The organism is Paenibacillus sp. lzh-N1 (assembly GCF_002872435.1).
GTDB classification, from domain to species: Bacteria; Bacillota; Bacilli; order Paenibacillales; family Paenibacillaceae; genus Paenibacillus; species Paenibacillus polymyxa_C.
The window spans coordinates 2,019,279-2,045,796 of record NZ_CP025696.1 but is presented as its reverse complement, the minus strand read 5'-3'; the positions used below and the strand labels follow the sequence as shown (position 1 = coordinate 2,045,796).

Genomic DNA, 26,518 nt, shown 5'->3' with positions numbered 1-26,518 from the left:
AGCTACTTCGCTGCCCCTCAGGGCAGCTTTTTTATGATGTAAGCCACATCCGTCCTTCTCACCGACGACTTCCGCCATATTCTGTCCGCAACAATCGCTGTGTGAAAGATATCCACTCTCTGGCAGCAAAGGACAGATAACGATCGTTCCGCCAGATCATCCCCAAATGCCAAGGAATGACAGGGTCTACCAATGGAAGAACACGCAAGCGTTCGGAATCCAAATCCCGGCATATCGCCTCCGGCAATAACGCTACTCCCAGGTTGGCAGCAACCATTTCGCTGATCAAATCCCATTGAGAGCTTTCATAGACTACACGCGGCTGAAAGCCAGCACGAACACATTCGGCAATGATACGGTCGTGTAGCGTAAAATCCTCACGGAACAGCACAAACGCCTCCTCTGCTAACGCAGATAGTGGCACCTCCTTGCAGTCGGCCAATGCATGCGTCGGATGAACGAGCAAATTCAGCTTTTCTTCCACAAATAGAAATGTCTCGAACATATCTCCAACCGGAGGCAGCACAATCACCCCGATATCCAGTGCCCCAGCTTCTACGTCCTGCTCCACTTTCTTCGCTCCATCCTCGAACAATTGAATGGTCACATCGGGAAAGGCCTTGTGGAACTCTCCAATGACACGCGGAAAAAAGCTCGATCCGACCATAGGAGGCAGACCAATGCGGATATGTCCTTTTTTCAGGTTCATCAAATCACTCAGCTCCGAGGACAGGCTCTGAAAGGACTTCACAATCGCTTGTGCTTGAAGCTCAATGACCTTGCCCGCATCCGTGAGTTCGATTCTTTTGCCAATCCGATCGAACAAAGTAACTCCCAGTTCTTCTTCCAGGCTTTTAATCGTCTTACTAATCGTCGGCTGAGTAATAAACATGCTCTGTGCTGCCTTCGTAAAGCTGCGTAACCGCGCGACTTCCAGAAAATATTGCAAATGTCGGATATCCAAAGCTATACCTCCTCCCATAGACAAACGGAATAGAATTCATTCTTTATATGCATTTTACTCATGAAAGCTTGTGATGTAAAATTTCATTACAGTTTGAAAATAACGGATCTCAAAGATAGGAGACTTTATATATGAAAAGCTTCATACGCGGTGTCCTTCAGATCGCCGTCCTGATGGCCTTTTCGCTCATCCTGAACACGGTGGTCTCCTGGCTCCACCTGCCTATACCCGGTAGTATCGTCGGTATGCTAATTCTCTTTATTCTGCTGCAAACCCGTGTGGTCCGACTAAGCTGGATCGAGGTTGGCGCAAACTGGTTGCTGGCCGAGCTGCTATTATTCTTTATTCCCTCCGCTGTTGGCGTTATGAATTATTGGCCGATGCTGGAACACGATGGCATGAGCATTATGCTGGTCGTGCTGCTCGGCACCTTTCTGGTGATGGCCTGCACAGGTATGATCGCCAGTCTGCTTGGTAAACGAAAGGAGCATAAATCATCATGACCGGTCTTCTATGTATTGTATTGACACTTGCTATTTACTGGATGGCCAAACGCATGTACCGCACATTGCCCAAGGTGTATTTGTCCCCATTGCTCATTACACCTGTGGTTATCATTTTGATTTTGACGCTGACGGGTGTGAACTACCGTTCTTATAATTCAGGCGCTCATTTTCTATCCATGCTGCTACAGCCAGCTACGATTGCATTTGCTGTCCCTTTGTACCGATATTTCCCTGTGTTAAAAAAACACGCGGCCCAAATCGTGCTTAGCGTGCTATCTGGATCTGTCGTAGCCGTGCTGTCCTCCATGGCGCTCGCCAAGTGGATGCACCTGGACTCCTCGCTGCTGAGCAGCCTGATTCCTCGCTCGATTACGACACCTATTGCGATGAATGTATCGCAAACGATTGGCGGTAACCCGACGGTCACGGCGGTATTCGTTATTCTGACCGGATTGAGCGGTCTTATTATCGGCCCGATGATCGTCAAACTGTTCCGTATCGAAAATGAAGTTTCACGCGGGGTATTGCTCGGTACCGGTGCTCATGGTACGGGTACTTCCAAAGCGTTCGAGTTCAGTTCGCTGACAGGCACGATTTCCAGCATCTCGATGGTGCTCGCCGCTCTCTTTACCTTGGCGGCCGCGCCGTTCCTGTTCCACTTGATGCTGTAAGCCATCTGTATACAAAGAAGCAGCGATTCTCTTATGAATAGAGGATCGCTGCTTTTGTTTTGTAGGCCCCTTTTTCGCTTAAAGCAGTGATGCGAACGAAACAATTATAGAGAAGCGGAGCGGTCAAGGATACGCATCCTTAAGCTATATCAGATGACTTTAATGGCGCCGGGTTCGGCTTCTATCTCTACAGGTGTCACAGCTTCATACAGGTAAGCATCCAGCTCAGTCGTATATTGGAGTTCTTGCTCGGCGCTCCAGCCTGCGTATTCGGACATCCATGCAATGACAGCCTGTTTCCAGCGCTTCACCTCGTCAATTTGGAAGAACAATGCTCCAGTGCGACGTATGAAAAAATCAGACGGTGTCACCGTCATTTCCTGTTCCATCGCGTACAGAAGCGGAACACGCAATTCCACAGGTAGCGCCGCTTCCGTCTCGGTGGAGTTCTTCATGCTCTGTGTCGCTATAGCAAACAGTCGCTCCACATTTGAACCATAGCGAACAGCCCATGCTCTGGCGGTCTCCGGCGGCAGACCGAGCGCAGCGCCCGCTATGGCTTGCTTGCTCACGAAAGCGTCCCAACCCGCCGAGCCGCCTACACTGCCGCCCGAAATGGGGATATGCCTTGTGCGGCATGCCCGAAAGCTCTGCCCATGCAAGCGGCCTAATTCACGTACCGCACGATCCACGACGAGTTCGGACATTTTCCGGTAACCTGTCAGCTTGCCGCCTGCGATCGTGATCAGACCTGAACGGGATTCCCAGATTTCGTCCTTACGTGAGATTTCTGAAGGGCTTTTACCGTCTTCATAAATGAGCGGCCGTACCCCTGCCCAACTGGATTCCACGTCTGTAACCGTCAGCTTCACATCCGGGAACATCCCGTTGATCGCTTGAAGCACATACGCCCGGTCTTCGGCGGTCATCCGGGGATGCGCCGTATCCCCCTCATACACCGTATCGGTCGTACCTGCATAGGTTTTGCCGTCACGCGGGATCGCGAATACCATGCGTCCATCTGGTGTATCGAAGTACACTGCCTGTTGAAGCGGGAAGCGCCCAGCATCGAATACCAAGTGGATACCCTTCGTCAGGCGAAGCACCTTACCCTCTTTGGAGCGATCCATTTCCCGCAACGTATCTACCCATGGTCCGGCTGCGTTAATGACCAGCGAAGCCCTAATTTCGTATGGCTTTCCCGTTACCCGATCGGTTACACTGGCGCCGCTTATTCGTCCGCTGTCATACAGCAGCTTGTCAGCCTTGGCATAGTTCACGGCCAGCGCCCCTCGTGTAACAGCTTCCTTCATCACCTCAATCGTTAGGCGAGCATCGTCTGTGCGGTACTCCACATAACTACCGCTTCCCCTCAGTCCTTCTCTCTTCAGCAAAGGCTCGCGCTCCAGCGTAGTCTGGATGTCCAGCATGCAGCGGCGCTCACTACGCTTCACGCCAGCGAGGAAATCATACACCAGTAGCCCGATAGAAGTGGTGAAAGCATTAAATGTGCCACCCTGGTGAAAAGGAAGCAGCATACGCTCCGGAATGGTCACATGAGGACCATTTTCGAATACGATGGCTCGTTCCTTCCCGACCTCGGCTACCATTTTAACCTCAAATTGCTTCAAATAACGAAGACCACCATGCACTAGCTTGGTAGAACGACTGGATGTACCTGCTGCAAAATCCTGCATTTCCACCAAAGCCGTTTTCAAACCACGATCCGCTGCGTCCAGTGCAATTCCCGCCCCTGTAATGCCGCCGCCAATAATTAAAATATCAAAATGCTCACGCCCCATACGCTCCAAAACGGCCGTTCTCTCCTGTGCAGCAAATCCCTGTTCTCCCATCATCTATCCCTCCAACTTTGTACATGTCTGCTATCAATGTCCACCGAATCATCAAAGGTACAAAAAAAGACCACGAACATCGCTGCGGCGGATGCCGAGCGGTTCATGGTCTCTCCAAGTCTCCTGACGAGTATTAACTTATCTATATCGTAGCACACACAGTACACGATGAAAAGAGGAATCTGCCTGCATTTACAGCAGGTCGTTCCCCGCGCCAAGCCAAAGGCCGCGCTCCTTGCTATTATGTAGGTTGCCCACTTGATTCAAGAAAGGCTATCGCTTATAGTGCTCAAACAGTTGTTTATTGGAGGTCGTAACCGCTGCAGCTCCCGCTGCCAACGCCGCTTCCACATCCTCAGGGGTACGAATAAGTCCGCCAGCCAAAATAGGAATACCCGTGCGTTCACTGACCTCCGCAATCATCGGCGGCACAACACCCGGCAGCACCTCAATATAATCGGGGCGCGTTTTTTCCACCAGTGCGTAGCTTTTTTCCAGCGCAATCGTATCCAGCAGGAACACTCGCTGTACAGCAAGAATCCCCTTTTTTTTAGCAGTTGCAATCACCCCGGAACGGGTCGAGATAATCCCAAATGGCTTAATTTCCTGACACAAATACTCAGCGGCATACTCGTCATTCTTCAAACCTTGCACCAGGTCGGCATGCAGAAGCATCTGCTTATTGCGGCTCCTTGCCATCTGATATAGGTTGCGCAACTGCGCTACATGCGTATCCAGAAAAACAGCATACTCATAAGAGCTGTCCAAAATATCCTCCAACTGCTTCATGTGCTTAGCTGCAGGTAAAATGCGTTGTCCCTGAAATGGCATGGATATCCCCCTTAGGCCGAAGTCGGTCAAACTCGTTCAAATTTTATATTATCACTCTGTTCGACGAACGTGAAGCGGTCTCATAAGAATCCCCCTTCATACTCCATATGTTCCTTTATTTATAAACCGCGAACTCCCCATATGCCAATTGTGCGCTCGACTACTCCCACCTCTTTTACTTCCCTACCACAAAAACATTGAGATATTGCATTCATTTTTTGTACTTTTTGATCGTCCACATGTCCATTTCTTTTCCAGAAAATTCGCATAGATTGATATTAATCTTTCAAAGAATGGAGTGATTAGAATGGGTTTTTATGTTCGTAACAGTACGCCTAATCCTATTTCGGTTGCTGTTGGATACTATGATTCTGGTTGTAGTCCCATCACCTATGCTAAGAGAGGCTGGTACCGTATAGAACCCGGTAGACGCGCATTTCTTGTAGCTGGGTCAGCCGCAAACCAAACGTTTTATGTCTACGGGCATGACAGTTTTGGTAATTGGTGGGGTGGCAATTTCTACACAGATGTTCCTAGAGAGGCTTTCACAAGATGCTGGATAGCAGGTTGCCAAGGCCAGGGCTGTAGAAATGTGGGGTTCGATGAGATCAATGTTGGCAATTTCGAAAACTACACACTAAACCTTGTAGATAGTACCCAAGGTGCATCTAAGTCAAGACGTACTCTAGTAGCGAAAAAAAGAAAAACTAATTTTAAATTAGGGAAGTTCAGCTTTATAAAATCACCTGGAAGAATAGGTAAACTAGGCAAGACTAGAAAACCACTATATGGTAAACGCAATTAGAATGATATAAACAGAACCAAAAGAAGCACCCCCAGCCATGAGCTGGGAGGTGCTTCCTTACATACTAACTGTGTATTCCTTTACTCGTCTATAAAACTAGCCCTCAAACCCTTGGCGCAGCCACGAGGTAGCCAGCATTATTGCACCGCGCTTGGCCGCGGTTTCCGACAATGGGTTCAGCATCACGAAGTCGTGTATGATGCCTTGAAAGCGCGCAGCGGTTACATCTACCCCAGCTTCACGCAACTTGTTCGCATAGGCCTCCCCTTCATCACGCAACACATCGGCCTCGCCTGTAATAACCAGCGCACGCGGTAGCCCTTTGAGCTGGTCAGTGGTAGCACGTAACGGAGACGCCGTGATCTGCGCCCGTTCGTTAGGATCTGTCGTATATTGATCCCAGAACCATTGCATCCCTTCGCGGCTCAGGAAATATCCTGTGGCGAACTCATGGTACGACTCCGTATCAAAAGAAGCGTCCGTCACTGGATAGAACAGCAACTGCTGCCGAATGGTAGGACCACTGCGTTCTTTGGCCAGCAGAGTTACAGCTGCAGTCATGTTACCACCGACACTATCTCCGGCGATCGTCAGCGTATCGGGCTTCAGCCCATGCTCGCGCCCATGCTGTGCCACCCATTGAACGACCGCGTAAATTTCCTCAATCGCCGTCGGATATTTGGCTTCAGGCGACAAGCTGTATTCCGGGAATACAACGGCTGCCTGTGAGCCTACCGCCAGTTCACGAATCAGACGGTCATGCGTATGAGCATTACCGAATACCCAGCCTGCTCCGTGGATATATACAATGACCGGGAGATCGCCTGTCACCTGTTGTGGACGAACAATTTTGACCTTCACCTCACCGCCAGGGCCACCTGGAATCGACAGGTCCTCCAGGTCTGCGGCAGGTTTATCTGCTGGACCGGATTGAACTTCATTGACCGTTTCACGTCCTTTTTCAGGACCCAAATCATACAGAAACGGAGGTTTGGCATTATCGTCTGCAAATTTTTGCGCTGCGGGCTCCAGCTGTACTTTTTTACTCATATCGTTTCACTCTTCCTTTCTGATCTGCGGTCTACATGTATTCAATATGGTTTACATTTACTTATTCAGTATCATCTTATATTTAAACGAGTTCCTCTCTTTCCAATCGGAGGACTCTATCTTGCCCAACAGAAGAGCTTGACTTTTAATTTGTATTGTAACTATAATAGTTACATATTAAAGTTCAAGTATGAACATCATGCAACGCATGAATCAAGCAAATAAATCATCCAAATCATTTTTTAGGAGGCTATTCTATTATGAAAATTGCAGTTATTGGTGCAGGCGGTAAAGCAGGAAGTAATATCGTAAAAGAAGCATTAGACAGAGGGCATGAAGTAACCGCCATCGTGCGTGACCCGGCTAAAGTAACGGACAATCGTGCTGCTGTAGTACAAAAAGACGTTTTTGATCTGAAAACAGATGATCTGAAAGGTTTTGACGTCGTTGTTAATGCTTTTGCCGCTCCGTTTGGACAAGAGCATCTGCATGTAGATGCAGGTAATGTACTGATTGAGGCTCTCCGCAATGTATCCGGTACTCGCCTGATTGTTGTAGGTGGTGCAGGTAGCTTGTTTACGGATGAATCCGAGACACTCTTGGTAAAGGATACTCCTGACTTCCCTGATTTTGTATATCCAACAGCTCATAACCAAGGAAAAAACCTGGAAATTCTACGCGGTACCAGTGACCTAAACTGGACTTTCATTAGTCCTTCTGCAGAATTTGCTCTCGGCAAACGTACAGGCTCTTACCAAGTGGGTAAAAACACCCTGCTGGTTAATTCCAAAGGTGCAAGCTATGTCAGCTATGAGGATTATGCTGTTGCCGTAGTAGACGAAATTGAAAAACCACAACATCTAAATCAACGCTTCACTGTCGTATCCGAGTCCTAATTCTGCAGCTGGACCGAACATTCTAACATAAAAAGACCCTTCGGGGTCATTTTCCACCCTGCTTGGAAAATGACCCCGAAGGGTTCTGTCACTTTGGGGGGGCAAGTATTTTCATAATCCATGGAACAACGAACCAGCCACCCAGAATAGCCCCCACGAAGAAAATCAACTTCTTGCCAACAAGAAGTCCCAGCGAGGTTTACCCACCCCAGCACAATACCAGCGATCAGCTTTCCTAATACTGCAGGTTGACAGAGCTTAACCGATAGATGACCGGCTTTTTTGTAAACAACAGAATCTACAGAAGATACAATATAAATTGCATCCTTTTGTCTATCCTCGAACTTGTTTGTGCATAACTCTTATTGAAGAAAACGGATAATTATAAAATGCAGAACAATCGTCCAAAATATGTGTCTGACCTTAAACAGACCAACAACTCACAAAATAAAAAGGGAAACCCGACATACAGCACAGGTTCCCCTAAAAAGACATAAAGGAGCCTTGGTGACAGGCTCCTCCGGTAATTCATATATTCATTTGATGTTGTCGGTTATCCTTGCGCAAACAAGTAACGTTATCTTTTAATTATATCTCTTCTGCAAACCCGTGTAAACGTATTGATTCAACTTTCTGCTTGTTTCACATATCTGTCGCGATATTCATGCTGCAGCATACTCATCAAAATCGAATCATGGTATTGATGATTGTAGTATAAAGCATCCCGCTGCACACCTTCACGCTTAAAGCCTACTTTTTCATAGCAGCGAATGGCTCGTTCATTAAAATCAAATACATTCAGCTCAATCCGATGCAGGTTACAAACACCGAACCCATAGCCCAGCATGAGTACAAGCGCTTCGGTGCCATAGCCTTTCCCCTGATTTCCTTGCTCATTGATCGCAATACGGATGTTGGCGCTGCGATTCAGGCTGTCCATATCCTGTAATGCAATATCGCCGATGACACGATCATCCTCCTGAAGTGCAATGAGAAGCAGCAAGCTTGAGGAATCCTGCCCTTCACCTTCAATGTAACGGGCAATTTGCTCTTTGGTAAAGCTTCGCTGTGTGCCCGTCAGCCTCCGTACTTCCTGATGGAACAATGTATTGTAGTATAACTCGGTGTCCTCCACGTTAATGGGACGCAGGTATACCCGTGATCCTTCAAGCAATCGTGCCACAGGCGTTACGGACGAAGAATTTTGAGTCAACATGATCTCTCCTATGCTAAAAATATAAATTGCTAGAATGGAAGCAAACGATTACGCTAGATCGACATTTTCTTCAGTAGAAGGGGTAGGATTAGCGAGAGACTCGCGCCAAATTACGGATTGAAGCAGTAGTCCTGCCAAACCTAGGATTCCTACAGTCATCCCGATCCAGACAAAAGCCGTCCCCGCCCCTGCTATTCGGATCAATACTCCCCCGGCAAGCGGCGAAATAACCATGATCGCTCCAATGACGGTACTTTGAATACCGAAGACACGCCCCACCATATCAGCAGGGGTTTTGGCTTGTAATATGTAATTCTGGGTGATAATGTACAGGCCGTTCCCCACACCTAGCATGGCCCCGATCGTAAGCAGAACAGGGAGTCCTGTCCCGGGTTGCGCCCAGCCCAAAGCGGCAATAGCTCCGCCAACCAGCACATACCCTCCACCGAGCCCCCAGCCTGCGCTTATACGATTCAAGCGATTAAGCACAAGCATGCAGCCGACGGCGCCAGCACCTATAGCTGAAACCAGCCAACCGAGCAGCGATTCGTTGCCCGGAGCGAGCACTCGCAGCAATGTAGGGAACTGGTAGTCGATCATAAGAATGGCGATCAAACCGAACAGGCCGAATATGAGCGTATGCAAAAGCATTCGACTGCGCCAGAGGAACGCCCAGCCCTCCCGCCACTGGCTGAAAAAACGGGATGCGTGAGCAAGCCCTCCCTGTATCTTGGCATCATCTGCCTCATCCGCTGTAAGCGATGCCGACTTCCTTAGCTGCGCGTCAGCACCAGCAACCGCTTGCTGGTCTGTGGTAGCCAGCGTCGGGCCGATGCCACGCAGCGGCCAGAGCAGCAGGCCAGAGCAGAGGCGCAGCAGTGCATTCATGATAATGCATGCTTGCGGAGACAGCACAGTCAGGGTCATGGCGCCCAGCAAGGGTCCCGCCACTTTGGAGGCCTGATTGACCAGCCCATTCAGTGAGGTTGCACGGAACAGGTCGCCACTGGCGACTACTGTACGGGTCAAGCCTTGCTGTGAAGGCATTTGGAATACGCCAGCCGCCGCGCGCAAACCAAGCAAAGGCAACAGCCACGCCGGACCTGGGACGGCGAGAATCGCCAGCGTCAATAAGGCGATAGCTGCATCGCAGATGATCATCAGTCGGGCCTTATGCACCCGATCGGCTAACGTGCCTGCAATGGAACCGAGTAGTAGACCCGGTAGTGCCATGACTACCGGAATCAGCGCAATCAGCATGGGATCGGCTTCCCAGCGGTAAGCAACAAGCACCTGAATGGCGATAGCATCAAACCAATCGCCAAAGGAAGCAGCCGTATGGGCCGCAAACATCCGCCGAAAACGACCGTTACGCCAAATGCTGGGCGTGGATTGCAATTCTTTATTTTCCTTCATTTCTACTCACCCTGCTCTCATTTTCTGCTTCTTTAGCAATAAGAACATTCTAGCGGGCCTATATCAGAGGAAAATCAGACAGCTAAAAAAAGTCAGGCCCCAGAAAGGATCTGCTCCAGCCAGCGTCTTAGCGCCGGACGATGCAATGTTAAATTATTGTCCCGATCAAGCCGATTATATTGAGCCGCGTATTTCTCTTCCAACATGGGATAAGAGCCACAGAGCTTCAAAAAACCGCGAATTTGGCAAACCGCCTTGATTTTTAGCAGTTCCTGTTTCGCCATATCAAGGGTAACTAGCCCCTCATCCATGAGCCGCTCGGCGTTGTCCACATCTCCAGTACGCAGCAGCATAAGTCCGCGCATCATGCGATAACGACCCAGTTCACGCAAATACGGAGCTTTCGACAGCATGCCTTCCAGACGATCAGAAAGTTCAGCAGCCTTTTCCATGTGATTGGCAACCAGATGCATGTACATCTCCATGAGCGCAACCGGCATCACAAATTTATCGAGATCATCCCGCTCCATTACCATTAAGGTCAGTGGTAGACCTTCCTGTGCGCGTTCAGGTTGTCCATTTTCCACATAAGCCTCCAGGATATTGAGGATGCGTAATTCGCGCTCTTGGTCACTGGACAGCAATTCACTGACAAGCGCACGCTCACATAGAGCAAGCCCCTCATCCGTTACCCCTGCTGTGCCCGTATATAGCAGCAGCATCCAATACAAACGGTCCTCGGGTGCAAAATCCTCCTGCTTCAAGAACCAAGCCACATCTGCCTGTACAAAACGGGTATACATTTGATAAAAGGAGGACATTTGAAAACCCATCTGCTCCTGCTGGGCAGCCAGTGCTACGATGGAATTTCCCTGTCCCAACAGCTGGTATTTGCGGAATAGTCCATGTACGGCGTCTTGCACCTCCTGATCGTGCAAGGACGGATGGTTCTGTTGCTGCACGTCAGTCAGGGTCAAGCTGTAGCCATACCCTCTAACCGTATGAATACGAAGCCCAGTCCATGCCTTAAGTTTTTTGCGCAATCTGTAGATATGATCATCCACGGTACGCTCCACTGGATATTCCAACGGCCACACACGATCCAGCAGTTGTTCCCGGGTGAACACCTGATTCCGGTTATCGTATAGGAAGCGCAACAACGCAAACTCTTTAGCCAACAACATAACACGATCTGCATTATAGACCACGCTATAGCCATCTGCATCAAATTGCAGCCTGATCATCCACCTCGCCTCCGACATATCGTTTCTTGGCTGCACCCAGGCCTGTAAACATGAGCAGCACACTCAGGCACAAGAGTAAAAGTAACGGAATTGTCCAGCCTTGTGTCGCATCATGCAAATAACCGAATAGTGTCGGTCCTGTCGCTGCCAGCAAATAACCAAAGGATTGCGCCATACCTGACAGCTCTGCCGCCTGCTGCGGTGTTCGCGTCCGCAAATTAAAGAACATCATGACTAGCGGGAAAGCAAAACCACCTGCTATTCCAATACAAATAACCCAAACCACACTCCACTGTGTAGCCCCGAGCAGAAATCCACCCAGACCGATAAAATACAGCACTGCCATAATCAGAACCAATAGCCGCTGATCCTTCACTCGCGCCGCCCAAATAGGCACAATAAAAGTAAATGGCATTTGTGAAAATTGCATCACAGACAGCATCCATCCCGCAGTCTCTGAATCCATTCCCTGTCCGCTCATCATTTCGGGAAACCAGGCAGCAGGAACATAGAACAGGGCAGATTGCAGCCCCATAAACAGCGTTACCTTCCAAGCCAAAGACGATTTATACACATTCACCGTTCGGGCAGACACTGCCGCTTGATTAGCCGTTCGGCGCGCCTTAAGAAGCTGGGGCACCCAGAGTAAAATACCTACGACACCGACAATCGCCCAAATTCCCAAAGCACCGCGCCAGCCCATTCCTCCGTTCAGTGCCAGCGGTATACTCAGACCGGATGCTGTTGCAGCGACCACATTCATGGATACGGAATATACGCCGGTCATTAGTCCACTATTGCGGGGGAACTCCTCTTTGATTAGGCTGGGCAGCAAAACATTGCATACAGCAATAGCCAGTCCCAGCATCGCAGTCCCGACAAATAATGCAGTCACTCCTAGCGTCGAGCGCACCACAATACCTGCGGTCAACAGCAGCAAGGCTGCAAAAATAATAAAGGAAGACCCGAAGCGGCGCGACAGTTTGGCTACAAAAGGCGACAACAGTGCAAAAGCAAGCAGCGGTAATGTCGTTAACAGACCACTTAGTGTATTCGAAATATGCAAAGAATCCTTAATCAAACCGATAAGGGGTCCTACCGAAGTAATCGAGGCGCGCAGATTGGCACCCACCAGGATGATCCCTGCGGCAAGCACCCAAGGACCTGCATGCCACAAAGATTTGTATACCAAAGCTCGTTGGTGTTGCTGTGAACTCATCTCTCCATTCTCCAATCCATTCTGTATTATGCTCAAAGGCTCCAACCAAGTGTAACGGCTGGAGCCTAGGCAATTTTTATCTCATTAAATTATAAAGGCATTCGTGTCACATGCATAGGACGGAATCGACACAGCGTCCCAAATCTTCATGTTCAGCTTATCGCTTCATCATACAAAAAAGCTGCCTGAAAGGATGAATTCCTTTTGAGGCAGCTTTCAGTTCATGACTTCGATGTGAGTAGCGCTGCTTAACGTACCAGCCAGCCGCCATCCACCGCCAAGATATGACCGTTCATGTAGTCCGAACCCTGACTGGCGAGGAAAACAACAACTCCCATCAGATCAGACGGATCACCCCAACGACCAGCAGGAATACGCGACAATATTTCTTGATTGCGATTTTCATCCGCACGAATTGGAGCTGTGTTCGCCGTAGCAATATAACCAGGGGCAATCGCATTAATCTGAACGTTATGAACCGCCAGCTCGTTTGCAAATGCCTTGGTCAAGCCAGCCACTGCATGCTTACTTGCTGTATACGGCGGAACGAACTTGCCGCCTTGGAAAGCAAGCATAGAAGCGACATTAATAATCTTTCCGCTTTTTTGCTCTACCATTATCTTCGCCACTTCCTGGCTCAAATGGTATACAGCATTCAGATTGATTTCCATAACAGCGTCCCAATCTTCATCTTTATACTCCAGCAAAGGAGCGCGGCGGATCGTACCCGCATTATTGACAAGGATATCAATTTTGCCAAATTCCTTGACGCACTCTTCTACAAGTTTTTTAATGGATGCTTTTTCAGTCAGGTCAGCCTGGTAAAAGGCAAACTTTACACCCGTTGGCTCCAGCAGAAGTCTTGTTTCTTCATAATCATCATTGTTAGCTACAATGAACAGGTTTGCGCCTGCTTTGGCCAAAGCCACGGAATATCCTTGACCTAGTCCACTGTTGCCCCCTGTTACAATCGCCGTTTTACCTTTTAGACTGAAAAAATCCAATGAAAAATTGTCCAGACCCATGCCTACGCCTCCATCACAAATTAGTATAAAAACCTATATTTCCTGAAGCCTACAACGCTGCACGTACTTCTTTATATTTAGCTACATAACGCGCTGCATTTTCTGTGATCAAGTCGTAGCGACCTTCCTTGGCTGGAGCCGTCAAATTGCCTCCAATTCCCACAGCCACACATCCGTTACGCAGCCAGGTTTCCATATTATCCAGATCAACGCCACCCGTTGGCATAATCTGCACGTGAGGCATTGGTCCTCTCACGGCCTTAACAAAGTCCGCCCCCATCGTATTGCCCGGGAACAACTTCACGACATCACTGCCCAATTTCATGGCTTCCTTGATCTCATTCAGCGTCATACAGCCAGGCATATAAGGAATCGCGTACAAATTGCATAGCTTCGCTGTTTCTTCTTCAAAAGAAGGACTCACAACAAATTCTGCTCCGGCCAGAATAGCAATTCTCGCCGTCAGTGACTCCAGTACAGTTCCTGCACCTATAACGGCCCGGTCCTTAAATTCGTCTCTCAATCTTCGAATGACCTGATCCGCATCCGGTGTGGTAAACGTAAGCTCAATATTATCCAAGCCGCCTTCAATACAGGCTTTGGACATTTGATACGCTTCCTCCGCTGTGTTTCCCCGAATGACTGCGACAACACCAACCGAAGTGATATGTTCCAAAACTTTCTTTTTCGTCATGTTCCTGATCCTTTCCACGAATGGGATGACCATGGTTCCTCAGCCGCTTGCAGGTCTACGCTCCAATGCAATGACCGGATTAACGCAGCTCGCTCATGGCTACCTGATCCATGTCCTTGTATGTTTTATTTTCACCGGCCATGCCCCAAATGAAGGTATAGCTACCCGTAGCCGCACCGCAGTGGATAGACCAAGGTGGGGAAATAACGGCTTCATCATTTTTCATGACCAGATGGCGCGTTTCGTTCGGCTCACCCATCAGGTGGAACATTCTGGCGTTCTCATCCAGCTCAAAATAGAAATACACTTCCATGCGACGGTCATGAACATGTGTTGGCATAGAGTTCCACACACTGCCGTTCTCTAATGTGGTCATACCCATAACCAGTTGGCAACTTTGAATGCCTTCATCATGGATAAAGCGACGTAACGTGCGGTTATTGGCTGTTTCCTGCGAACCCAAACTTTCAGACGGCACATCGGCAAAGGACTGCTTCGTCGTCGGATACGTGGTATGAGCCAAGGCTGAAACGATATAAAACTTCGCAGGTTTTTCTCTGGAATCGCTTTCAAAGATCAACTCCTTGGCACCTTTACCTACGTAAAGACAGTCTTTTGTGGCCAGCTCGTAAGTTTCACCATCCACCTTGACCGTACCGCTGCCGCCGACATTAAAAACACCCAGTTCACGGCGCTCCAGGAAAGTTTCCGCTTTGATTTGATCGTTACCTTCCAGTGCAACAGATTTATTCACGGGGTGAATGCCCCCGATAATGACACGATCTTCATGCGTATAGACCAGCTTTACTTCCTCAGGTACAAAAAGCTCCTGGATCAGATAGTGCTGACGCAACTCTTCAGTCGTAAAATGCTTGGCATGTTCGGGATGAGTTGAATAACGCATTTCCATAAAAACATTCCTCCTGTTTAGATAAACTTTTTTATCAACGGAATTGTTATAAAAGCGGTTTCTAACTCTACTTCTTAGCTAGAATTGTAATAATTATCTAAGAGGGTGTCAACCCAAAACTTCATCATTCCTAGAAAAAGCCTTAATATTCGCGAATTTTTACATACTTTTTACCTTTTGATAAACAAGAACATATTTTTTTATCTATATTACCCAAAAAGTTTTTAGCAAATATATCAACTTACTCATTGTGAAAAACCGATTTATGTGATAATTTCATTTTATTCAAGTGGTGCATACGCTTACAGATTTAGTTTACTAAACATAAGGAGGAATTCAAATGACCGCAACATTGGATGCTGTTACCTTCGGAGAACCCATGGCCATGTTTTACGCCAATGAAGCAGGCTCTCTGGATGAGGTGCGTTCATTCACCAAAGCGCTGGCCGGAGCGGAGACGAATGTTTCGGCCGGTTTGTCGCGTTTGGGACTACGAGCCGGACTCGTGACCAAACTCGGCGAGGATACGTTCGGCAAGTTCATTGCCGATGCACTGCGTCAGGAGAAGATTGACACCCAAAATGTCATGTTTACCAAAGACCACTCTACCGGGATGCTGATTAAATCCAAAGTTACCAGCGGCGATCCTGAGGTCGAATATTTTCGCAGGCATTCCGCCGCTTCCACACTGAGCATTGCTGATTTTAACGAAGCTTACTTTGCCGGGGCTCGCCACCTGCACTTTACAGGTATTTCTGTCGCACTTTCCCCTGAATGCCGCGACTTCGCCCGACATGCGAAGCAGTTTATGAAAAAGGCAGGCAAAACAGTATCCTTCGATCCCAACCTCAGACCCAAGTTATGGCCTGACACACAAACGATGGTGGAGGCGATTAACGAAGCGTCCGAGGGTTGCGACTGGCTGCTGCCAGGCATTCATGAAGGTAAAATACTAACAGGCTATACTTCGCCTGAAGATATCGCTTCGTTCTACCTCGATCGCGGCACCTCGCTGGTGATCATCAAGTTGGGAACCGAAGGCGCCTATTACAAATCCGCAGATGCAGAGGGATATGTCAAGCGTTTCCGCGTAGATCATGTCGTGGATACCGTCGGCGCAGGTGACGGCTTTGCCGCAGGTGTTATCAGCGCACTGCTGGAAGGATTACCCCTGGCTGAAGCAGTCAAGCGCGGTAATGCACTTGGTGCGCTGGCTGTCATGTCAGCCGGAGACATGGACGGCTATCCGACGCGAGCCGAATTGGAATCTTTTTTGCTCAGCGCCAGCACCAATTAGTTTGGGTTCATTCCCCGCATAACCTTCACCGCTATGAGCGCAAGCTCAACAAGGCCGAATCCTAAGTCAGCCTTAACTTCCAATAGCCCGTATTCGCATTTGTACGACCTGAGCAGCATACGCATACTCAGGTCGTACAAAGGAATACGGGCTATTTTTATATATATGACATATACTCGTTTACAGCATTTTGACGGATTCTCCTCGATTGATATCCGGCACAAATCGGTAAATAATCGGAACCGACTCGCCGCCTTCCTCAATGCTGGACAGCAGCGTTTTTGCCGCCTGCTTCCCCATATCCGCAATCGGTTGTGTAATGGTCGTAATGGGCGGATTGTAAATATGGGCAAACTCCGCATCGTCAATCCCGATAACGGACAGCTCTGCCGGAATACGGATGCGGCGGGCATTCACATACTTCAACACCTCAGCCAACACGATATCATTCCCGGCCAATAGTGCAGTCGGCGGCTCCGGCAGTTGGAACAGTTCCTTCAGTGTCTGCTGGATTTCTTCTCTCGGCACACTGTGCATATACTCTTCACGAAATGGCAAGCCATGCTCCTCCAGCGCCTTCTTATATCCGCTGAGCCGCTCCACTCGTGGAGTAATCCGATTCAAGCCAAGGGGCAAGGTAATCAACGCAATTCGTTCATGCTTGTGAGCCACAAGTTCCTGAATCGCCAGCTTAATCGCCATTTCGTTATCCAGCAGCAGGCTGCGTGTATTGACACCGTCCACCAGGCGGTCCAAAAACACCAATGGATATTTTTCCCGAATGAGCTGGTTGTAAATGTCCGCATGCTTTCCTGTCGGGAAGATGATTAAGCCGTCCACTTGGCGGGCCTTGAGCATCTCAATATACTGACTTTCCTTGTCAGGGTTTTCATCGGCGTTGCAAATGATCACCTGAATGCCAAAGCGCTGCAATTCCTCCTCAATCGCACGGATAGACTGAATCGACAGCGTATAATCAATGTTGGCCACAATGACTCCCACCATAAACGTCCGGTTTTGCTTCAAGCTGCGGGCCAGCCCGTTAGGCTGATAGTTCAGCTCCTGAATAACCTCGGCGATCCGGTCTTTGGTTTGGTCGCTCATATATTTATATCGTTTGTTCAGAAATTGCGAGACCGTGCTTTTAGACACTCCCGCCTTCTGGGCAACATCTTCAATCGTCGGCTTCTTCATCGGTACACTCCTTGTCTTTCATGTACTGCGTTAGTGCAACAAAAGTATATCTTTCTTTTAGTAAATTTACCATACTTCTATTTATGAATGCCATTATGATATATTCTGAGCTTAAAACTTACCTGTGCTGCCACTCCGCCTACTCCGTTTTACATATACAGTTTTTGGTCCTCTGCTATTTCCTCTCTATGCAGGAAAAAGAGGTAGTTCAAGATGTTCTCTTGAACTACCTCCACGTATACAACTCTATCAAAAAGCTAGGTTCCAGTTAACCCGAATAACTACTTGGATTAGTGTGCCGGAACAGGCGTTGCAGGTTGATCCGGTGTATCGTGCTCGACCAGCGAATGCTTTTCCCATAACCGGCTTCTCCAGCGGGCATACATGATGACAGCACGAGTCCATTCATCAGCAGCAATCGCCAGCCACACACCAGCGAGTCCCATATCCAGCTTGAATACCAGCAGATAACCCAGCGGCAAGCTCATGCAGACCATGGAGATCAGGCCCATAAAGACTGGGAACTTGGCATCTCCAGCAGCACGCAACGAGTTAATAATGACGATATTCGTCGTCCGGCCAGTTTCCAGCAGAATGCTAAGTAAAATAACCTGTGCACCCAAACGAATAATCTCAGGGTTTTCCGTAAACAAACCGAGCAGGGGTACACGGAAAAAGATAACTATCGCATCAATGATCACAGTCACGAGCAGCGCCCATTTCACACTGCTCAATACACGTTTATAAGCCGTATCCTTCTCCCTGGCTCCCACGAGCCTCCCCACTACAATAGCCGTTCCCATACCAACTGCCATACTGAACAAATAAATATAGCTCGAAATATTATTGGCATATTGACGTGTCGCCATCGCTTCAGCGCCCAGATAAGTCACATACAGTGTAAATATGAGCTGACAAGACTGATACATGATGGACTCCAGCGCGGATGGTACACCAATACGCAATATTTTTGTGATAAATTTTCTGGATAAATGGACGTAATATTTCCACTCGACACGGACCTCAGTTACCCGGTACATCAGCCAGAAGAAGATCAAGAGACAAATAAAGCGGCTACCTACTGTAGAAATAGCAGCACCTTCTACACCGAGTGCAGGCATTCCCCAATGCCCCAAAATCAAAACATAGTTGCCGACCACGTGGATCACGTTCATAAAAACCGATACATACATCGTTTCTTTGGTAAAACCGTGCGTACGAATGGTCGCCGCCAGCGAGTTAATCAATGCCTGAAGGAAAATGGCCCCCCCGACGATACTCATATAGGATTCCGCGTAAGTCAGAATATCCCCCTGGACATTCAGCCATTGCAACATATGAGTACCAAACACAAGAAAAATCACGCTTAGCAAAAGACCTACCATTAAATTCAGAGTAATGGCCGTACCCGTCACCTGAGCCGCTTCGACAAGTTTCTTAGAACCGATATATTGAGCTACGACGATAGCAGCGCCGTTGCCGATAACCTCCAGTACAAGGATAGCGATTGAAATAATTTGATTGGACGCGCCCACACCCGACACTGCATTATCAGATACAGAACTGAGCATGAATGTATCGACGCTTCCCATTAGCATAAACAGGAACAATTCAAGGAAAATAGGCCATGTCAAACGGAACAAATTCAGTTCCTTGGCTTCGGACAATACCGAACCATTTTTTAGTGCTCTGGTTGTCATTCATTCACCTTTCTTCATAGAATATTTAATGATCAAAGGGTATGTTAGCACAGTCATTCTGAAAATACATCCCGTTTACGTAAAATGATTTGAAAAATACGTAAGAATTCATTTATCACCTTCTTTATATTTGATTATCGAACTTTATTGAAACAAGCTGTTGCAAGAATATAGCCATAATCCGGTCCGCTCGATGTCTTGATGAGCTAAAGGGTATAATAGATTAAGAGCTTGTGAGCATTGCCGCTGACAGGACGTGCAGATTGTTGTATGCTTCCCAAGCATAATTTGTAATTTAGAAATGGATTATATAGGTCATTCATAGACTTAAACGGTAATAAAGGAGGCTTTTACAGATGACTCAATCATTTCAAGCCCTTGTCGTCGATCAGACGCAGGACGGAGAGGTTCAAGCAGAAGTACGTTCTTTGGAAACTGACAGTTTACCTGCTGGAGAAGTATTGATTCGTGTCGCTTATTCCAGCATCAATTATAAAGACGGGCTTGCCGCCCGCAAGGATGGCAATATTGTCAAATCCTATCCGTTCGTACCCGGCATAGATTGTTCGGGAACCGTCGTTTCTTCCGAGGATAGCCGTTTTAGCGAAGGACAAGCGGTACTCGTTACCGGGTACGGGCTGGGTGTGTCTCAATTCGGAGGATTCAGCCAATATGCGCGCGTGCCTGCGGACTGGGTGGTTCCACTTCCCGACGGACTCACGCTGAGAGAGGCGATGATTTTTGGGACAGCCGGATTCACCGCAGCCCTGTCGTTATATCGGCTGGAGCAAAACGACGTTGCGCCGGAGAAGGGTAAGGTGCTCGTCACCGGTGCGACGGGTGGCGTAGGCGGTGCAGCCATTGCCTTGCTGCACAAGAGGGGCTACCATGTCGTAGCCAGCAGTGGCAAAGTCGAATCCCATGATTACCTCAAGGCGCTCGGAGCAGCCGATGTTATTTCGCGTGAGGAGGTTTACGACGGTGCCGAGAGCATTCGACCGCTAGCCAAGCAGCTTTGGCAAGCGGCTGTAGACCCTGTAGGCGGAAAGCCGCTCGCTTCGCTGCTCAGCCAGATCGCCTACAACGGCTCTGTTGCCGTGAGCGGCCTGACGGCAGGCACCAAGCTGCCTACGACGGTGCTCCCATTTATTTTGCGCGGCGTAAATCTGCTGGGCATAGACTCTGTCTTCTGCCCCTATGACACCCGCGTAGCGATCTGGAAGCACCTCGGCAGTGACTGGAAGCCGAAACAGCTAGAACAGCTCGTTGAGCGCGAAATTGGCTTGGGTGACCTGCCAAGCGCGCTTGAAGACATCCTGGCAGCCCGCTCACAGGGTAGAACGATTGTACGGCTGGCTGATTAAGCGGAAGGTTGTCCATAAGCTATTCGTTGACGGGTTTTTACGCGAAGGTGTGTCATCCCGTAGGGTCTAGCAATGAAACATATAAGAAGCCTGTAAATCTGCAGTTTTGAGATTTACAGGCTTCTTTTTTTGTGTGGTACATTGGAGAAAAAGTGGACACATTCGAAGCGGACGATTTATTTTCATAACCAAATGAACCTTTTGTGAACTCCAATTGTTGTATAGATAAACTGCACGAGAAAGGAGAGCCATCATTGCAAAGTAATCGAGAGTTGTTTGATCTGTATCAACGGGATGTGTACCGAACCTGCTACTACATGGTCCATAACGCCTCGGATGCAGAGGATTTAACACAGGAAGTGTTTATAACCTTGTTTCGCAGCAATCGTGAGCACATCGAGCAACTAAAAGCCTGGATTATGAAAGTTACGGTCAATCATTGTCTGAACCATCTTAAACGCCGAAAAAGCCTGCATCTGAAAGTATCGGCCAATCTCCATCTTTTTACCGGAACCGAAAGCAAGTCAGTAGACAGGCAGGTGGAGGAACGCGAGTCGGCTGAGGAATGGGCCGTTTATATGAATTGCCTTCCGGCCAAAATCCGCGCTGTGCTGACACTTCGCTATATGCATGATTTCACGCTGGCGGAAATATCCAAACTGCTGGAAATTCCGCTGGGAACCGTCAAATCCAGGACACACAAAGGGCTAAAGTTAATGGAACAAATACTGCGGGAGGCTGGCGCACAGATTCCCGAGCTGGAAGGAGAGAACTATGAACAACGTAGAAAAGGCATTGAAGCGCAAGTTAAATGATGATTCGAAAATGGCCTATCCTGACTTCGATGAGATGTGGAACCGGATGGAACAGACAGGGCATACTGCCCCTACGCTAACCGACACTTTCGATTCATTCACTCCGCACCGACATAGAAATTGGCGCAAAATAGCTATCGCCGCCTCTCTGAGTGCACTTCTCGTTGCCGTTCCCGTCTATGCCGCCATCCATTATAATTGGGACAATCTGCTGCACGGAAGAAGTGGAATTGAGACGGCTTTAGCTCAAAACCTTGGACAGCCTTTAGAACAGTCTGTCACCAGAGACGGGATAAAGCTGACGTTGCATACCGCTATTGTCGATGAGAATCGGACTGTGATTCTGTACAGCCTGGAAGTCGGGAAACGTACAGACAACGAGTTTTGGAATGTCAAAGGCGTATCACTTAAAAATGCTGCGGGGAAAAGCAGCGAAGGGGAGTACAGCTTCCAGCAATGGGACGAGAAAAATCAACGCTATAACGGTTACTTTGAAAGTGATTGGACACCGCAGCAAGAAACAGAGAACGTGCGGCTGACTGTAGATCATGTTGAGCTCACCAGCGTTCAGGAATTGGATTTGCCGCTCGATATCAAATCACCTCAGACGCAGACTTTCAAACTGGATCGTAACGGCTTACAAGATATGAAGGTACAAGTATTTAAACAAGGTAAGGACAAGCTGATGCTGTCCTCAGCAATTACCTTCGATTCGTCCATACCAAAGGAATGGGACAATCCACAAATTATTGCCTACAAAGATGGGAAGCCTGTGAATCCTCAATCTGGAGGGACATTTGGTACACCCGGTGAGAACGGAGAATACACAGCCCAGCAGTATTTTACTAAAGAGGATATACCTGAAGGGCAAACTACTTTTAAACTGCAATATGCACAAACCGAGAAAAGTATACATGAGCCCCTAAAATTTGACCTGCAGTTAAGCAAGAAGAAAATGGAGAGCGGTACAATAAAAAGCGTGCTGAATACCCCATTAGAGAACGGCAATCCGAATTTTATGCTGGAACAAATGATTGTCACACCGACACAAATCCGTGTCACGATCAGAAGCAAGGAGAAATTCGCCATGTTACCTTATCAAAAATATTTTCTTTCTGTGAACGGTACAACGTTAGAGGGTAGCCGTTGGTCTTCACCTGATCAGGAACACGATCTGAACACGATCCGTTTTGAAAGACCGGCCAATCTTGTGATTACCAAGGACACTCCCATTACATTTACAGGCAAATACAAGGTTACGACCCATTCGGATGACAAAACGCCACAGCGTTTAGCTGATATTTCTGAGCAAAAACAGACGCTAACGACGCAAATCGGTGGCTATCCTGTGAAGTGGACCTACTACAAGCAAGACTCGGACTTGTTCGTAGAAACCGAAAGTGAGGACACTCACTTTGGGGGGATTAACCAGACGCATATTGGCCTGGGGAAAGAAAGGATTATTGGCAAGCCGATCACGGCCAACTTCGCCGGAGATGGCAATAATAAGGCAGTGGATGTCTACAAGAACTTCAAGGGAAAGGAAGCTTCTATTTATATGTTCTACTATACAACAGACGACCCGGAAGCAGAGACGACCGTACCCTTGCAGCCACTGACAAGCAACAGCAAAGTATCTAAATAACAATGCTATAAAAAGAGGGTTTTCTATACCTGTGTGATTCACAGTATAGGAACCCCCTATTTTATTTGTCTAACAAGGCACAGTCTGCGTGAAGCTGTTGTAACTCCGCTTTACTTCACAGAACCTTGCGTAACACCATTGATAATCCATTTTTGTGCAATCAGGTAGACAATAATCATCGGCAGCAAGGCCATCAGGTACGAGGCAAAGGCCAGATTAAAATCCGTATTGAACTGTCCCTGAAATACATACTGAACGAGCGGCAGTGTATATTGCTCCGCATCGCTGATAATAATGAGCGGCAGTAAAAAGTCATTATATGTGGACAGACAAGTGAGGATCCCCACCGTAGCACTAATCGGCGCCATCAGCGGAAATATAATCCGCCAAAATGTCCCCCATGTCGTCGCGCCATCTACCGTAGCTGCCTCTTCCAATGCCACCGGTATGGAGCGAATATAACCGACATACACGAAGACATTAAACGCCAAGCCATATACCGTATGCAGCACGATAAGACCCAACAGATTGGTCATATGGAGGCCCGAGGCCAGCTTCACAATCGGCAGCATGATGATCGGGAACGGAATAAACATGGCGCTCACAAAGTAAAAATATAACCCCTTGAAGAAACGCCGCTGCATATTACGAGCAATGGCATACGCAACCATGGAATTGGTGAGCAAAGTGAGGATGACTGTCGATGTTGTCACCATCACACTATTCTGAAAAGCACTGAAAAAGTTGGTCATTTCCACTGCACGACTAAAATTTTCCCAATGCAGCTCGGTCGGAAAGGCAAAGGCGGAATGCGCCATCTGCTCGGGATTTTTAAGTGCAATCGTCACCGTCATATAGAGGGGAAACAGGATAAATATTGTCCCCAACGCTACCAGAATCAGCACAGGCCAGTTGGTACGTCTGCTTGTTTTCATCAGTTGTCCATCTCCCTTCTCTGGAGGAATCGCAGCTGTAAGATGGAAATGATCGCAATCACAATAAAGTAAATGACTGAGTTAGCCGACTGATATGCAAATTCCCCACCTCTAAAGCCCCCGGTGTATATCAGATGGGAAATCGATTGCGTGGCCCGTCCCGGTCCGCCGTTCGTCAAGGCCACGATCTGATCAAATACCATCAGGGAATTTTTCATCGCCAATACCATATTGATCGTAAAAAACGGAGCAATCAACGGAAAGGTAATGCTCCAGAATTCACGCCATTTACCTGCACCATCCAGATTGGATGCCTCATACAGACTGGTCGGAATCGTTTGTAGCCCTGCCAGATAGAGAATCGTATTAAAGGCGATGCCCTGCCATACAGCTACAATGACCACTCCTACCCAAGCCAACTGCTCACTGCCTAAGATGTTCGTCGATAGTGAGCCAATACCTAAGTTCTGTCCCCAGATCGTAAACACGTTCGAGAACAGGTAATTGAATATGTAACCTACGATCAACACGCTCAAAATATTAGGTAAGAAATAAATCCCGCGAAAGAAATTACGAAAACGTATTTTAGCGTTCAGCCCCATGGCAATCAGCAAGCTGAGAATATTAATCGCAATGGTAACCACAATCGCAAATTTGAAAGTAAACCAGTAAGCATTGCCCACATTGTCGTCCTGAAACAAATTAATATAGTTCTTAAACCCGACAAAGTGATACTGATGGCCGAATCCGTTCCAATTGGTGAGCGAGTAATAAAATCCCTGCAAGGCAGGTAAGGTCAAAAATATAAAAAACAATAGCACCGCCGGCACCGTCATCCAGTAAAAAGTCGTTAGTCGCTTATTCATGTCTCGTCCTCCTCCCCTATCGGCGGTTAGCTACCTTATTCCACTCCCGGTCGAGCTTGGCTAGATAGGCATCGATGTCTCCGTTTTGCAGGAACGCCTGTACAATTGAATTCAATTGGACCGCTTTGGGAATATAATGATCGGCAAAATCAATGACACGGCCTGATTTAAAATACGGCAGCAGCTCTGCCACACTCGGGTCATCCTGCGTGACTCCCTTCACCGCTGAAAACAACGTTTGTTCCGTAATGTATTGCTTGCTGTTCTCCGGTTTTAATAAGAAGGCAATGAACTCCTCCGCCTCCTTTTTATGCGGCGTGCTTTCCGAAACAGCTAAAAGCGTATCTATACCAGACACCAGCTTGACCGCCTTTGCGTCATTCCCTGTGGGTAACGGGAAAAATCCGAGTTCCACTTTCGGGTTAGCTTTGCGAATTTCAGATATAGCCCACGAGCCCTGAATGTACATCAGTCCCTGCCCGTTAGCGAAAGCACGATTACCGTCAGCATAGTTTTTGCCAAAATTATCACTATGTCCGTATTTCAGTAGCTCCAGCTGCTTTTCCGCAACCTCGCGGTACTTGTCCTGAAAGGTGACCTGATTCTCACGCCGTTGCAGGAAAAAATCAATGCCCACCAAATTCGGACCCAGTGCATTAAAAGGAAGGTTCGTTTGCCAATCATCTTTATATGTAAAATAAAATGGGATTTTACCAGCAGCCTTGATCTTTTGCGCCGTTGCAATCAGTTCATCCCACGTTTTGGGCACCTGTAATCCCATTTCTTTAAAAAGTGTCTTGTTATACATCACACCATTCGCATTCGCAGCATAAGGAATTCCATACACAGGATCGACCCCGGTCACATCCTTAAGCATTTTGAGGTAAATCGGGTCCACCGTACGCGGTAATTCTGTATTCGCCAGATCCGTAAAAATACCGCTCTGCGCCAAAATGGAGTAGGTATCTGTGGCCCCAAGACCCACAATGTCAGGTACATCGTTTTTGACAACCCGGGTCAATAGCACCGTTTCTGCCTCTGGCGGATTGACCTGTGTCACTTCAATACCGGGATGTTCCTGATTGAATTGAGCGATCAGCTTATCAAACGAACCCTTGGCCTCCGGCTTGTTTTGGAAAAACTCAATTTGCACCTTGCCTGAATTGTCACTCCTATTGCATGCGCTTACAATGATCGCTAGCAGCAGGATCGCCGCTAGTGTAGACAGTCTTTTGACCCCATTCCACATGCTCATACCTCCTTTTCCCCTATGTCAATCTATGCGGGACTAGACAATTAATACCCGTCCCTTGCAGAAAAGAAACGATACACCGGATGCAATTACCGCCACGAAGTCCAACACCGTTCGTATAAAAAAAGATCCAGCTAACCTTCAAACGGT

General features: G+C 48.0%; 24 protein-coding genes. 8 read left to right on the top strand and 16 right to left on the bottom strand.

Annotated features, from left to right (window positions below):
- Positions 1-58 precede the first annotated feature (58 nt).
- Positions 59-964: a cidABC operon transcriptional activator CidR gene (gene cidR / locus C0638_RS09250; RefSeq protein ID WP_025676757.1), complete on the bottom strand. Its 906-nt coding sequence runs from the start codon at positions 962-964 to the stop codon at positions 59-61.
- A gap of 131 nt (positions 965-1,095) precedes the next feature.
- Between cidR and C0638_RS09245 the strand changes: the two genes are divergently transcribed.
- On the top strand, positions 1,096-1,467 hold the full coding sequence (locus C0638_RS09245) for a CidA/LrgA family protein (RefSeq protein ID WP_058711219.1): 372 nt from the start codon (positions 1,096-1,098) through the stop codon (positions 1,465-1,467).
- A complete protein-coding gene (locus tag C0638_RS09240; protein ID WP_013373600.1) occupies positions 1,464-2,141 on the top strand; it encodes a CidB/LrgB family autolysis modulator in 678 nt (225 codons plus the stop codon). The genes C0638_RS09245 and C0638_RS09240 overlap by 4 nt, the downstream gene beginning before the upstream one ends.
- Positions 2,142-2,290: 149 nt before the next feature.
- Here C0638_RS09240 and C0638_RS09235 read toward each other — a convergent pair whose 3' ends face one another.
- Both C0638_RS09235 and C0638_RS09230 read right to left on the bottom strand, forming a co-directional pair.
- Positions 2,291-3,994, bottom strand: coding sequence for a glycerol-3-phosphate dehydrogenase/oxidase (locus tag C0638_RS09235; RefSeq protein WP_040102629.1), 1,704 nt, complete (start codon positions 3,992-3,994; stop codon positions 2,291-2,293).
- Between the two features lie 273 nt (positions 3,995-4,267).
- A complete protein-coding gene (locus tag C0638_RS09230; RefSeq protein WP_019688909.1) occupies positions 4,268-4,825 on the bottom strand; it encodes a glycerol-3-phosphate responsive antiterminator in 558 nt (185 codons plus the stop codon).
- 307 nt (positions 4,826-5,132) lie between these two features.
- Here C0638_RS09230 and C0638_RS09225 point away from each other — a divergent pair, with 307 nt between their 5' ends.
- Entirely contained in the window at positions 5,133-5,630 is a 498-nt protein-coding gene (locus tag C0638_RS09225) for a DUF1036 domain-containing protein (RefSeq protein WP_058711218.1), read from the top strand.
- Positions 5,631-5,726: 96 nt separating this feature from the next.
- Here the strand turns inward: C0638_RS09225 and C0638_RS09220 are convergent, their stop codons facing one another.
- On the bottom strand, positions 5,727-6,680 hold the full coding sequence (locus C0638_RS09220) for an alpha/beta hydrolase (protein WP_013373604.1): 954 nt from the start codon (positions 6,678-6,680) through the stop codon (positions 5,727-5,729).
- Between the two features lie 260 nt (positions 6,681-6,940).
- Here C0638_RS09220 and C0638_RS09215 point away from each other — a divergent pair, with 260 nt between their 5' ends.
- On the top strand, positions 6,941-7,576 hold the full coding sequence (locus C0638_RS09215; RefSeq protein WP_025676748.1) for an NAD(P)-dependent oxidoreductase: 636 nt from the start codon (positions 6,941-6,943) through the stop codon (positions 7,574-7,576).
- Between the two features lie 625 nt (positions 7,577-8,201).
- Here the strand turns inward: C0638_RS09215 and C0638_RS09205 are convergent.
- The 7 genes from C0638_RS09205 to kduI all read right to left on the bottom strand — a co-directional run bounded on the left by C0638_RS09205 (position 8,202) and on the right by kduI (position 15,300).
- Positions 8,202-8,792 carry a GNAT family N-acetyltransferase gene (locus tag C0638_RS09205; RefSeq protein ID WP_058711070.1) on the bottom strand — a complete coding sequence of 197 codons (591 nt, stop codon included), beginning with the start codon at positions 8,790-8,792 and terminating at the stop codon, positions 8,202-8,204.
- 48 nt (positions 8,793-8,840) lie between these two features.
- Positions 8,841-10,208: an MFS transporter gene (locus C0638_RS09200; protein WP_058711069.1), complete on the bottom strand. Its 1,368-nt coding sequence runs from the start codon at positions 10,206-10,208 to the stop codon at positions 8,841-8,843.
- A 92-nt stretch (positions 10,209-10,300) separates the two neighbouring features.
- On the bottom strand, positions 10,301-11,452 hold the full coding sequence (locus tag C0638_RS09195) for a winged helix-turn-helix domain-containing protein (protein WP_058711068.1): 1,152 nt from the start codon (positions 11,450-11,452) through the stop codon (positions 10,301-10,303).
- On the bottom strand, positions 11,433-12,671 hold the full coding sequence (locus tag C0638_RS09190) for a CynX/NimT family MFS transporter (protein ID WP_058711067.1): 1,239 nt from the start codon (positions 12,669-12,671) through the stop codon (positions 11,433-11,435). Before C0638_RS09190 ends, C0638_RS09195 begins: the two co-directional genes overlap by 20 nt.
- Positions 12,672-12,919: 248 nt before the next feature.
- Positions 12,920-13,696 carry a 2-dehydro-3-deoxy-D-gluconate 5-dehydrogenase KduD gene (gene kduD / locus C0638_RS09185; protein WP_040102621.1) on the bottom strand — a complete coding sequence of 259 codons (777 nt, stop codon included), beginning with the start codon at positions 13,694-13,696 and terminating at the stop codon, positions 12,920-12,922.
- Positions 13,697-13,745: 49 nt separating this feature from the next.
- A complete protein-coding gene (locus C0638_RS09180) occupies positions 13,746-14,390 on the bottom strand; it encodes a bifunctional 2-keto-4-hydroxyglutarate aldolase/2-keto-3-deoxy-6-phosphogluconate aldolase (RefSeq protein WP_013373614.1) in 645 nt (214 codons plus the stop codon).
- Positions 14,391-14,469: 79 nt separating this feature from the next.
- A complete protein-coding gene (gene kduI / locus C0638_RS09175; protein WP_058711066.1) occupies positions 14,470-15,300 on the bottom strand; it encodes a 5-dehydro-4-deoxy-D-glucuronate isomerase in 831 nt (276 codons plus the stop codon).
- Between the two features lie 340 nt (positions 15,301-15,640).
- Here kduI and C0638_RS09170 point away from each other — a divergent pair, with 340 nt between their 5' ends.
- Entirely contained in the window at positions 15,641-16,597 is a 957-nt protein-coding gene (locus tag C0638_RS09170) for a sugar kinase (RefSeq protein WP_013373616.1), read from the top strand.
- A gap of 180 nt (positions 16,598-16,777) precedes the next feature.
- Here the strand turns inward: C0638_RS09170 and C0638_RS09165 are convergent, their stop codons facing one another.
- Both C0638_RS09165 and C0638_RS09160 read right to left on the bottom strand, forming a co-directional pair.
- Complete coding sequence (locus tag C0638_RS09165; RefSeq protein ID WP_058711065.1) at positions 16,778-17,791, bottom strand: LacI family DNA-binding transcriptional regulator; 1,014 nt, start codon at positions 17,789-17,791, stop codon at positions 16,778-16,780.
- A 290-nt stretch (positions 17,792-18,081) separates the two neighbouring features.
- The gene (locus tag C0638_RS09160; protein WP_025676737.1) at positions 18,082-19,491 is read right to left on the bottom strand and encodes an MATE family efflux transporter; all 1,410 of its coding nucleotides are present in this window, start codon (positions 19,489-19,491) and stop codon (positions 18,082-18,084) included.
- A gap of 356 nt (positions 19,492-19,847) precedes the next feature.
- Between C0638_RS09160 and C0638_RS09155 the strand changes: the two genes are divergently transcribed.
- From C0638_RS09155 to C0638_RS09145, 3 genes are all read left to right on the top strand, one after another.
- The gene (locus C0638_RS09155) at positions 19,848-20,855 is read left to right on the top strand and encodes an acrylyl-CoA reductase family protein (RefSeq protein WP_058711064.1); all 1,008 of its coding nucleotides are present in this window, start codon (positions 19,848-19,850) and stop codon (positions 20,853-20,855) included.
- Between the two features lie 254 nt (positions 20,856-21,109).
- Positions 21,110-21,670 carry an RNA polymerase sigma factor gene (locus C0638_RS09150; RefSeq protein ID WP_058711063.1) on the top strand — a complete coding sequence of 187 codons (561 nt, stop codon included), beginning with the start codon at positions 21,110-21,112 and terminating at the stop codon, positions 21,668-21,670.
- Positions 21,630-23,315, top strand: coding sequence for a DUF4179 domain-containing protein (locus C0638_RS09145; protein ID WP_058711062.1), 1,686 nt, complete (start codon positions 21,630-21,632; stop codon positions 23,313-23,315). The genes C0638_RS09150 and C0638_RS09145 overlap by 41 nt, the downstream gene beginning before the upstream one ends.
- Before the next feature lie 110 nt (positions 23,316-23,425).
- Here the strand turns inward: C0638_RS09145 and C0638_RS09140 are convergent, their stop codons facing one another.
- From C0638_RS09140 to C0638_RS09130, 3 genes are read right to left on the bottom strand one after another with little or no spacing between them, the layout of a single operon-like run.
- On the bottom strand, positions 23,426-24,250 hold the full coding sequence (locus C0638_RS09140; RefSeq protein WP_058711061.1) for a carbohydrate ABC transporter permease: 825 nt from the start codon (positions 24,248-24,250) through the stop codon (positions 23,426-23,428).
- A complete protein-coding gene (locus tag C0638_RS09135) occupies positions 24,250-25,116 on the bottom strand; it encodes a carbohydrate ABC transporter permease (RefSeq protein ID WP_025676733.1) in 867 nt (288 codons plus the stop codon). The genes C0638_RS09140 and C0638_RS09135 overlap by 1 nt, the downstream gene beginning before the upstream one ends.
- A 16-nt stretch (positions 25,117-25,132) precedes the next feature.
- Positions 25,133-26,365, bottom strand: a complete 1,233-nt coding sequence (locus C0638_RS09130) for an ABC transporter substrate-binding protein (RefSeq protein WP_058711060.1) — start codon at positions 26,363-26,365, stop codon at positions 25,133-25,135.
- Positions 26,366-26,518: the final 153 nt, after the last annotated feature.

Coding starts and splice junctions, on each gene's coding strand:
- C0638_RS09245 (WP_058711219.1), top strand. CDS start 1,096: ATGAAAAGCTTCATACGCGGTGTCCTTCAGATCGCCGTCCTGATGGCC.
- C0638_RS09240 (WP_013373600.1), top strand. CDS start 1,464: ATGACCGGTCTTCTATGTATTGTATTGACACTTGCTATTTACTGGATG.
- C0638_RS09235 (WP_040102629.1), bottom strand. CDS start 3,994: ATGGGAGAACAGGGATTTGCTGCACAGGAGAGAACGGCCGTTTTGGAG.
- C0638_RS09230 (WP_019688909.1), bottom strand. CDS start 4,825: ATGCCATTTCAGGGACAACGCATTTTACCTGCAGCTAAGCACATGAAG.
- C0638_RS09225 (WP_058711218.1), top strand. CDS start 5,133: ATGGGTTTTTATGTTCGTAACAGTACGCCTAATCCTATTTCGGTTGCT.
- C0638_RS09220 (WP_013373604.1), bottom strand. CDS start 6,680: ATGAGTAAAAAAGTACAGCTGGAGCCCGCAGCGCAAAAATTTGCAGAC.
- C0638_RS09215 (WP_025676748.1), top strand. CDS start 6,941: ATGAAAATTGCAGTTATTGGTGCAGGCGGTAAAGCAGGAAGTAATATC.
- C0638_RS09205 (WP_058711070.1), bottom strand. CDS start 8,792: ATGTTGACTCAAAATTCTTCGTCCGTAACGCCTGTGGCACGATTGCTT.
- C0638_RS09200 (WP_058711069.1), bottom strand. CDS start 10,208: ATGAAGGAAAATAAAGAATTGCAATCCACGCCCAGCATTTGGCGTAAC.
- C0638_RS09195 (WP_058711068.1), bottom strand. CDS start 11,452: ATGATCAGGCTGCAATTTGATGCAGATGGCTATAGCGTGGTCTATAAT.
- C0638_RS09190 (WP_058711067.1), bottom strand. CDS start 12,671: ATGAGTTCACAGCAACACCAACGAGCTTTGGTATACAAATCTTTGTGG.
- kduD (WP_040102621.1), bottom strand. CDS start 13,696: ATGGGTCTGGACAATTTTTCATTGGATTTTTTCAGTCTAAAAGGTAAA.
- C0638_RS09180 (WP_013373614.1), bottom strand. CDS start 14,390: ATGACGAAAAAGAAAGTTTTGGAACATATCACTTCGGTTGGTGTTGTC.
- kduI (WP_058711066.1), bottom strand. CDS start 15,300: ATGGAAATGCGTTATTCAACTCATCCCGAACATGCCAAGCATTTTACG.
- C0638_RS09170 (WP_013373616.1), top strand. CDS start 15,641: ATGACCGCAACATTGGATGCTGTTACCTTCGGAGAACCCATGGCCATG.
- C0638_RS09165 (WP_058711065.1), bottom strand. CDS start 17,791: ATGAAGAAGCCGACGATTGAAGATGTTGCCCAGAAGGCGGGAGTGTCT.
- C0638_RS09160 (WP_025676737.1), bottom strand. CDS start 19,491: ATGACAACCAGAGCACTAAAAAATGGTTCGGTATTGTCCGAAGCCAAG.
- C0638_RS09155 (WP_058711064.1), top strand. CDS start 19,848: ATGACTCAATCATTTCAAGCCCTTGTCGTCGATCAGACGCAGGACGGA.
- C0638_RS09145 (WP_058711062.1), top strand. CDS start 21,630: ATGAACAACGTAGAAAAGGCATTGAAGCGCAAGTTAAATGATGATTCG.
- C0638_RS09140 (WP_058711061.1), bottom strand. CDS start 24,250: ATGAAAACAAGCAGACGTACCAACTGGCCTGTGCTGATTCTGGTAGCG.
- C0638_RS09135 (WP_025676733.1), bottom strand. CDS start 25,116: ATGAATAAGCGACTAACGACTTTTTACTGGATGACGGTGCCGGCGGTG.
- C0638_RS09130 (WP_058711060.1), bottom strand. CDS start 26,365: ATGTGGAATGGGGTCAAAAGACTGTCTACACTAGCGGCGATCCTGCTG.